Below are 9,078 nucleotides of genomic sequence, written 5' to 3'. Positions count from 1 at the left end.
GGCCGGCCGGGAAGGTGCGGACCGCGTCGTTGTGCTGCGAGCCGGCGCGGACCGCGTTGACGTGCCTCGACTCGGAACTGCCTGCCGTGTTGGCTTTTGCCCCGATGTGCCGGATGGCCTGGCCCGTGTCACCGGAACTCTAGTCGGTGCCACTCTCGTTCCGGGCGTGCGACTCGAAGTGGGCCGTGTGGCCGGCGTACGGTTCGTCGCCCCTGCCGGTGCCCGCGTGCGGGGTGGCGTGCCGAGCACACTGGAAGGACGGGGCCGGGGGGTTCCACTCGCCCTGGTCTTTCCGGACGGCTGGCTCGCACCGGTCGAAGGCCGCGCGCCCGAGTTCGGCGCGCGGACGGTGCCCGGGCGGACCCGAGCACTTCCGGAAGCCTGCCCACCCGTTCTGACACGGTCAGCAGGACGCGCGCTCGCGCCCGCCCGGGTCCGAGGCGGAGTCACGGCCGGGCCATTCCGGCTCGTCCCGGGCCGCTCCGATGGAGTGGCCGTCCTACCCGTTGTTGGACGAGCAGAAGGCGGCGTGCCCCGACCGGTGGAAGGACGTGGTCCAACACGAGGCGTTACCGAAGGCCTGCCCGTTGTCGGACGAGCACTGCCGTTCCCGGCGCGTGTGTCCGTCCCAGAAGGACGCGCGGTGCGCCGACCATCAGAGCCCGCACGAGCCGGAGCATTCGACGCACCCGTGGCGTTCCCAGCCTGCGGGCGCCGTACGGCGGTGCGTGTGGTTCCCGTCCTTGGGCTCTCCTTGTAGCCGACACCGTACCCAGCGAAGGGGGACGGGCGGCCAATGGCCACGCGCGTGCGTCCACCTCCGTAGACCGTCCGCGTACGACCATAGCCACTGTAGTAGTCACCGTAGTAGCCACCGTAGTAGCCACCGTAAGAGGCGCCGTAGTATCCGCCGTAACTACGCCCGGCGTAGTAGCCATCTGCGAAACCACCCCAATACCGGTCGTATCCCCAGTACGAACCACCCCAGGGCGACATGACGGGGTCTGACCAGAAGACGAATGCCGAGCGCGAGCCGTAGTAACCACCCCAGCCACCGCTGAACCCACCACGAGACCGATATGAGTTCCGGTACCCATAGGGGCTATAGGCCAGGCAATCGTAGTATGGGTCTCCGTAGGGATCCCAAAAGCTGTCCCAGTAGTAGTCCCAGCACGAATAGTCGTCGTAATAACTGCCGCCACCCCAGGAACGTCCACGCTCGGAATACATTTCATATGCCGGATCCTGGTACAGGGCAGAGTGGCGCATTCCCAGACCGGTCCCAACGAAGAGGGATCGATCATCGTAGTAGCCGCCACCCATGCCGACGCTGACGCCGGCAAAGAGCGGGCCTACGCCAACGGAGAACGAGGCGTGGGCCTGCGCGTGACTTTCAGCCGAACTAAGGGCGAAGAACGCAGCGATGATCAATGTAATTCGAGCCAGGATACGCACGGTCATACTCCTTATAGTGGTCACCGCCCCATAGAAGTGCACGGTCTGTGCCAAACACGCATTAAGGTGTCAACATGTTATAACGCAACATCTTATGCACATGCTCTCATCCTGTTTCAACCCCAGTTCGATGTCCAAATATAGGGACAGGGGACGCTCCTGAAGGACACCTGGCCCACCTAGGGCCCGTGTGCCACCATTCCTGTGAGGAAGGCGTCCAGCTCGTCTTCACTCGTCATAAGATTCGGAGAGATCCGTAACGAGTTCAGTCCGCCTCCAAAGGCGCGGACGACCCCCCCCATCGATCCGAACAAGGCCGAACCCATCTCGGGCGCCGCCACCCCGGTGCGCGAAACGGCCATGATCACGGACGAAAGTTCCCAATCATTGGGGGAGTGCCACTCGAGCGTCGGCTCAGCCGCGACTCGATCTCGGACCCGATGCCACAGAGCCTCATATCGACGGGCCTTTTCCGTCATCCCAAGAGCGTCCTGGAAGTCGAGCGCGTCGCCGAAGGCCACGACGGCCGGCCATGCCCGCGTCGAATAGTCCTCATAATCACGCGCAGTGCCATCCATTCCGCGTTCCGACGTCTTGTGCCACATGCGCGGCAATTGGGGACGTACCGCCTCTGAGACGTAGAAGAGTCCCAGTCCCTTGGGAGACTGAAGCCACTTGTGCGGGCTCATGGCGTAGGCGTCGACACCCGCGTCGGAGAGGTCGACCGGGATCATGCCGACCGACTGCGCTCCATCGACCAAGATGAACTCGACTCCACGGGCACGGGCCGCTGATGCGATCTCCTTCATGGGATGCCGCAGACCGATCATGTTGTCGACATGCGGGATGACCAGCACACGCGTTTCGGGCCGAATCGCTTCTACGTGCACTGCAACAACTTCCTCGGCGGTTAATTCCGCCCCGCGTTCCACCGGAAAAGGAAAGCGCCGAACCGTAAAGCCGCGATCCGCCGCCAGGACGTCCCACGGGACACTCGCACCGGAGTGGTTGATCGAACTGAAAAGAATCTCGTCCCCGGGCCCGAGCGGCAGTCCGTGAGCCAAGATGTTGAAGCCTTCCGTCGTGTTGTGCGTGATCGCGAGATCGTCCGCGTTGCAGTTCAAGAGTGCGGCCGACTGACTGCGCACACGTTCTGCGACCTCGCGCCAAACTGAGCCCCATACATAGAGCGACGGATGGGACTCACACAGTCCCAAGTAACCGGCGTGCGCGTCGACAACCGCCTTGGGCGCTGTCCCGATGGATGCATGGTTCAAGTAGATGAGGTCTCGCGAGAGGAGGTATTCGTCCCGGAGGCGGCGGACCGCTGCCGGGTCGTGAGCCCGGAACCCCAGGCCGTCGATGGAGTGGTCAAACGCCGCGCTCAACTCCGTAGCCCGGCCCAAGACGGCACCGCCCACGGCTCCAGCACCTAACACCTTTAGAAAGCCTCGACGGCTCGTTTGCGTATCAGTCATTCGTACCCTCAATTGAACTGAATCAGACGTACGTCTTGATCATCAGCGAAAATAGTAGAAGATTCTTTCGTGTCCGGCCGACAGTAACTCATCGGCGCCAGCGCGGCCTCCTGGTCGGCTGAAGAGGATAGCTCCACAGGCTCCAAAAATTTTGGGGTCTTTTCTGCGGCCTCTCGTGTGCCGAAGTGCCACGACAGTACCGCGCTCCGCAACATGGGTTATATAACGTGCCCGAATCGCCAAGAAATCAAAAAGGCGACGGAGAGGGCAAGCCACGCGGCAACAATAGCCGTCGTCGTGGGCGCCGGCGCCGTAAGGGCCGGGGCCAAGGTGGTAACGACGGTGGTGGTCCAAGCGAGGCTGAACTCCAGTCGCAATTGCCAGACACTCCTGAAGAGCTCGAAGCGCAATCCAGGCCACTAGGCCTATTGGAAGTGCTCGGTAGCGGATCCGGATTCGTCCGGCGCCGTGACTCAGGCTACACGCCCAGCAACGACGACATCTACGTCGGCTCCAGGATGATCCAGAAGTATGGGCTCCGGACCGGTGACGAACTCGTCGGAATCGTGGGTACACCCCGCAGTGGCAAGAGTCCGCCGCTCGCACATATCCAACGGATCAACGACCGACCGCCCGAAGACGCGATGCGGCGGCCGGACTTCCAGCGCCTGAGCGCCATGCACCCTGACGAGCAGCTCGTCTTGGAGTGCGACCGCACAGTGATGGGTCAGCCCGACTACACGAATCGTGTGATCGATCTGCTGTGTCCGCTTGGCAAGGGACAGCGGGCGATGATCGTGGCTCCGGCGAAAGCCGGTAAGACCACGGTTCTCCAGGCAGTCGCCGAGGGCGTGGTAAAGAACCATCCCGAATGCCACCTCATGATCCTCCTCGTGGACGAGCGTCCTGAGGAAGTGACCGAGATGGAGCAGTGCGGGTTCGGTGAGGTCATCGCGTCAACGTTCGACCAGCAAGCAGACCGCCACGTACAGGTCGCTGAGATCACGCTCGAGCGAGCCAGACGGCGGGTGGAGCAGGGTGAGGATGTGGTCATCATCCTCGATTCCATCACACGCATGGCACGCGCCTACAACACGGCCCACAGCGGTAGTGGGCGCACGCTGTCTGGTGGCCTGGACACGAACGCACTCGAGAAGCCGAAACGCTTCTTGGGGTCGGCGCGGAAGATCGATCCGGCGCAGGGCGGTGGTTCTTTGACGATTATCGCGACTGCGCTCGTCGACACGGGATCGCGTATGGACCAGGTGATCTTCGAGGAGTTCAAGGGGACCGGTAACAGTGAGCTGGTTCTGTCACGTGAGATCGCCGACCGGCGGGTTTATCCCGCGATCGACATCGCGGGTTCTTCGACCCGGAAGGAAGAGCTTCTGCTGGACGAAGACGCGCTGTGGCTGTCACACGCCATGCGTCGTCAGCTCGGTGGTCAGGGCCCGACGGATGCGATGACGGAGCTATTAGGTGCGATGAAGAAGACCGAATCGAACCGCGCGCTCATCAATTGGGCGCGGAACCAGTAGAGTCCTTTGGGACTCCCTAGCGAGACGCGCCCGTCGACCCAGAGTCGACGGGCGCTTCGTTTCGCTCTGAATCAAGCACCGTCGTCTCGGCCCCAAGGGCGGCGAGCTTCCCCAGTCCCTTGGTCAACTCGCGGGTCTGGGCCTTGTTCATGAAGAAGGCCCAATAACCCATGAGTGGATTCCTCCCCAGGTCACCGGACTCATGCCATGCGATCCTCGTGGTGGTTCCGTTGGGGGTCAGCTCTATAGTGCCCTCCGTCCGCATGCTCCGCCCGACCTGCACCTGATACCGGACCGACCGCGGAGCGTCTGACTCGGCGATGGTGAAGGACCCCGATCCGAGCTCTTCGTCGTCCCAAGAGAGCGTGGCTCCGCTTCCCGTTTCTGGCCCCGAACGAACGACGCCGCTGTCCGGCCAAAACGTCCAGCCCCGCCATCCTTCTGGGGAATCCAAATGCTGGAAGAGTTCCTCGGGTGACGCCTCCGCGACGAGGGTCGCTTCGGCTTCCCAACTCGCAGGAAGAGCCACACCCACCAGGATCAGAAAAATCAGGAAGAGGGCGCCACCCCCAAGGATGATGGTCCCCAAACTGAACGGCGTCCTATGCACCTGGCGCTCCTAGCGTGTCGATGATGTTGCTGAGCACCCGCCAAACGTTACGGGCCATGATGCCATGGCCTTCAACCGTAGGGTGGATCTGGTCGGCCTGGTTCAATTCAGGGATCCCTGCAACGCTGTCCAGAAGGAATGGAACGAGCGCGGAAGATGTCTCTTCTGCCACCAACGGGAAGACCGCCGCGAAGCGAGTCGTGTACATGAACCCAAAGTTGGGCGGAGCCTGCATTCCGGCGATCACGACGGGTGTCCCCGGGTATCGGGTACGCGTCCGCTCAACGATCTCGCGCAGATTGGCTTCGAGCGTGAGCGGATCGTGACCGCGCAGGCCATCGTTCGCGCCTAACTCCAGCACGAGAACGTCCAGAGGCTCTCGGAGTACCCAATCCAGGCGGCGTAGTCCTCCGGCACTGGTTTCACCCGACACACCGGCATTGATGGCGTGTATGGGAGTGCCAGCAGAGTCCGCCAGTGCTGCGATCTGCGCCACATAACTATCCTCCTCGCTCGCGAGGCCTAACCCGGCAGTGAGACTCGTGCCCAAAAACACCACCCGCGGACGCCCGTCGTCGTCTGCCTCAACGGTTGGGACAACCGGCGAGGTAGCTTCCTCACTCGGTACAACGGGTGCAGGCGCCTCCTCGGCGGAGCAGGCGACAAGTACAACTGCAACAGATGCGAAAAGGAATCGGGTCATATGATGATCGTGGCGGAGGGGCTGGAGAAAACCTACACCAGTGGGGGTCGCCCTCTGAAGGTACTGGACGCGGTTGATCTCTCTGTGGAAGACGAGTCCTTCCTCGCCGTCGTGGGGCCATCCGGAAGCGGCAAGACGACGTTGTTGGGCCTACTGGCCGGGCTGGACGAACCGTCCGGCGGATCCGTGGTGCTGAATGGTCAAGATATCTTCACCCTCACGGAGGACGGACGTTCCGAATTTCGAGCCCAGAACATCGGATTCGTCTTTCAGACCTTCCATCTGCTGCCGACGCTGACAGCCATCGAAAACGTCCTAGTTCCGTTGGAACTGCGCGGACTCACGGCCGGAGCGCGGGCAGACGCGGAGACGCTCTTGGAACGGGTCGGACTTGGGGGCCGCTTGGATCACTACCCGGCACAACTGTCGGGTGGTGAGCAGCAGCGGGTGGCGCTGGCTCGTGCATTTGCGAATCGGCCGAAGATTCTGTTCGCTGATGAACCCACCGGGAATCTCGACAGCGAAACGGGGGCGGGGATCGTCGAGATTTTGGAGGAATTGAACCAAGACTCCCGCACGACACTCGTTATGGTGACGCATGACCTCATCCTGGCGGAACGAGCGCACCGAGTGGTGTCCTTGTCCGGGGGGCGCGTCGTCGCGGATCGGCCCGGCACGAACGCTGGCTCTCGACCCAGCGCCTCTTGAAGAGCCCACTTCGGATCGGCTTCGCGTTACGCATGGCGTGGAGGGAAAGCCGCCACAGCTTTCGCCGCGTCGGGGTATACATGGTCTCGATCACACTGGGAGTTGGGGCGCTCGTAGCCATTCACTCCTTCCGCGACGATGTGTCCAGATCCGTCCAGGAAGAGGCGGATGTACTCATGGGCGCCAACGCTCGGCTCGCCTCAGGGAGAGTGTACCCGGACTCGGTAGCTCGACTCCTGGACTCCCTTCGTGCGGAAGGCGTCGAGACGTCCAGGGTCACCACAGCCAGTTCAATGGTTCTCGCGCCATCCTCGAACACCGTGCGTCTTCTGCAAGTACGAGCTGTCGAGGGTGGGTACCCCTTCTATGGGACGGTAACCACGCGCCCGGAGGGCCGATGGACGGGGTCGCTCTCACCCGAAGAAATTCTGGTGGACCCGGCCGTGCTCACCCAGTTGGACGTCGTGGTCGGCGACACGCTGGTCGTGGGACGCGCCCGCCTCGCGATCAGTGCCACGGTGGAAGATCTGCCCACGAGTTTGGGATTCCAGACCGCCATTGGCCCGCGTGTCTATATCTCCCAAGAGGCACTGACCCGCGCCGAACTCTTGGGCTTCGGAAGCTTGGCAGAGTATGAGACCTACTTGCGCATGCCGGACCGCGAGGCTCGTGAGACTTTTCGAACGCGTTACGAGGAGGTATTAGAGGCGACCAAGGTCCGCTTCTTCTTGGCTGAGGAACAAGCACAGTCACTATCGAACGGGATTCGCTTCTTGGGCCGCTTTTTAGCCCTCGTCGGGCTCGCAGCTTTGTTGCTTGGCGGAATCGGCGTAGCGAGTGCGATCCACGTCTTTGCTCGGGACAAACGGACCGAGGCGGCGGTGCTGCGTTGCATTGGGGTCGGGCAATGGACCGCCTTCATCGCTTATTTGATCCAGGCTTCCGCCTTGGGCCTGCTCGGGGCTTTCGGGGGCGTAGTGGTGGGGGTCGCCGTACAGCAGGTACTCCCGTTCGTCCTCGGTGATGTCCTGCCCGTCGATGTGACCACGCGCTTCTCGTTCACATCCGCTGCTGCCGGGCTGGGAATCGGCGTGTGGGTGGCCTTCATCTTCGCCGTCATCCCGCTGCTCCAGATCAGGAACGTCCCGCCGCTCCAGGCGATCCGACAAGATTTCGAGCCGGAGCGGAATCGTCTGGACCCCTTCACACTCGCGGCCTACGGCTTCCTGGCTGCCAGCGTTGTGGCGTTGTGCGTTCTGGAGGCACCCGAGCCCGCGCTCGGTCTCGGATTCGCGGGGGCCCTCACGGCGGTCGTCGGACTCCTCACTGGAGTCGGATGGGTCATGATGCGAGCCACTCGGCGCTTCTTCCCACGCCGGGCGTCGTACCCCGTGCGCCAGGGCGTCTCCAATCTATTCCGGCCCCAGAATCAAACGATCGCCGTTACCCTCGCGCTCGGCTTCGGAGCATTCGTGATTGGGACCGTGGTCGAAGTGGAGGGGAATCTGCGTAAAGACCTCACCCTGTCTTTCGGAGGGGGACAACCGAACCTGCTCTTCTTCGATATCCAGAAGGACCAGGTCGAGGGTATCGTGAACCTTTTGCCGGAAGATGCTCGCGCGGGAGCCGACGTGGCCCCTCTGGTGTCCGCCAGAATCGTGGGCATCAACGGGCAGACGAATGACGAGTTACGTGCGGATTCAGTCCGTGAGGATCGGCCGGACGCTTGGGCTCTGCGCAGACAGTATCGGAACACGTATCGAGAGCGACTCGGACGAGCAGAGGAGTTGATCTCCGGGCGCTGGTGGGACGGCACGCCCGGAAGTGAAGACGGCACACGTGTGGACGCGGGAGATCTCACGCGTGTGTCGCTCGAGTCCGAAGTGGCCGAAGGTCTCAAGGTTGGACTTGGAGACACCATTCAGTGGGAGGTGTCCGGCGTCCCGATCTCCGCCGTGGTCACGAGCATCCGCACCGTCGATTGGGGCCAGATGGAGCCGAACTTCTATGCCATCTTCGAGCCCGGTGGGCTGGAAGACGCACCACAAACGGCGATCATGGTGGCGCGCCTCCCCGACCCAGAGGCACGAGCCTCGGTGCAGCGAGACCTAGTGACGGCCTTTCCAAATGTGTCGGCTCTCGACTTCTCGAGAGTTCAGGAAGCCATCGACTCGGTTCTGTCCAAGGTTCGGCAGGCCGTAGCGTTCCTTGGTCTCTTCTCCGCCATCGCCGGTATGGTCGTGCTCGTGGGGGCGTTGGCCTCGTCACGGGCGCAACGCCTTCGAGAGGGGGCGCTGCTCAAGACACTAGGTGCGAGCAAACGCCAAGTGCTGACGGTGCTCTTCTCCGAGTATCTCGCGTTGGGGACCCTGGCGACGGCGAGCGGGCTGCTTCTCGCCGCTGTGAGTGCCGCGATTGTGATGCCGCTCGTCTTCGAGATCGATTACAGCCCTCGATTCGTCGCACTGAGCGGAATTTGGCTCGCGGTGACGGGGCTCACTGTGGTGGTAGGGCTGCTCGGATCACGAAACCTACTGGGCAGGCCACCACTCGCGGTGCTCCGTGACGCGCCCGAATAGGATTGGA

Annotated in this window: 7 protein-coding genes; 4 read left to right on the top strand and 3 right to left on the bottom strand. The window is 62.6% G+C overall.

The genetic code is table 11. The features are described from left to right. A partial coding sequence (locus P8L30_09350; protein ID MDG2240396.1) for a hypothetical protein occupies window positions 1–760 on the top strand: 760 nt, incomplete at its 5' end. 874 nt (window positions 761–1,634) lie between these two features. Here the strand turns inward: P8L30_09350 and P8L30_09345 are convergent. Then, window positions 1,635–2,933: an aminotransferase class V-fold PLP-dependent enzyme gene (locus tag P8L30_09345; protein ID MDG2240395.1), complete on the bottom strand. Its 1,299-nt coding sequence runs from the start codon at window positions 2,931–2,933 to the stop codon at window positions 1,635–1,637. Between the two features lie 377 nt (window positions 2,934–3,310). Between P8L30_09345 and rho the strand changes: the two genes are divergently transcribed. Then, window positions 3,311–4,471, top strand: a complete 1,161-nt coding sequence (gene rho, locus P8L30_09340; GenBank protein ID MDG2240394.1) for a transcription termination factor Rho — start codon at window positions 3,311–3,313, stop codon at window positions 4,469–4,471. Between the two features lie 16 nt (window positions 4,472–4,487). On the opposite strand, the gene P8L30_09335 is transcribed toward rho, so the two are convergent. Together P8L30_09335 and P8L30_09330 are read right to left on the bottom strand one after the other, a co-directional pair. Then, window positions 4,488–5,081, bottom strand: coding sequence for an SRPBCC family protein (locus P8L30_09335; protein MDG2240393.1), 594 nt, complete (start codon window positions 5,079–5,081; stop codon window positions 4,488–4,490). Next, window positions 5,074–5,784, bottom strand: a complete 711-nt coding sequence (locus P8L30_09330) for an arylesterase (protein MDG2240392.1) — start codon at window positions 5,782–5,784, stop codon at window positions 5,074–5,076. Before P8L30_09330 ends, P8L30_09335 begins: the two co-directional genes overlap by 8 nt. On the opposite strand from P8L30_09330, the gene P8L30_09325 reads away from it, so the two are divergent. Both P8L30_09325 and P8L30_09320 read left to right on the top strand, forming a co-directional pair. After that, complete coding sequence (locus P8L30_09325; protein MDG2240391.1) at window positions 5,785–6,492, top strand: ABC transporter ATP-binding protein; 708 nt, start codon at window positions 5,785–5,787, stop codon at window positions 6,490–6,492. Next, window positions 6,489–9,071 carry an ABC transporter permease gene (locus P8L30_09320; protein MDG2240390.1) on the top strand — a complete coding sequence of 861 codons (2,583 nt, stop codon included), beginning with the start codon at window positions 6,489–6,491 and terminating at the stop codon, window positions 9,069–9,071. Before P8L30_09325 ends, P8L30_09320 begins: the two co-directional genes overlap by 4 nt. Window positions 9,072–9,078: the final 7 nt, after the last annotated feature.

The sequence above is a fragment of the Longimicrobiales bacterium genome (assembly GCA_029245345.1).
Lineage (GTDB): Bacteria > Gemmatimonadota > Gemmatimonadetes > Longimicrobiales > Gaopeijiaceae > CALFPJ01.
This window is presented reverse-complemented; position numbering and strand designations above follow the sequence as displayed.

Excerpts from the sequence above, each read along its gene's own strand:
- P8L30_09345 (MDG2240395.1), bottom strand. The coding sequence starts at position 2,933 with ATGACTGATACGCAAACGAGCCGTCGAGGCTTTCTAAAGGTGTTAGGT.
- P8L30_09325 (MDG2240391.1), top strand. The coding sequence starts at position 5,785 with ATGATGATCGTGGCGGAGGGGCTGGAGAAAACCTACACCAGTGGGGGT.
- P8L30_09330 (MDG2240392.1), bottom strand. The coding sequence starts at position 5,784 with ATGACCCGATTCCTTTTCGCATCTGTTGCAGTTGTACTTGTCGCCTGC.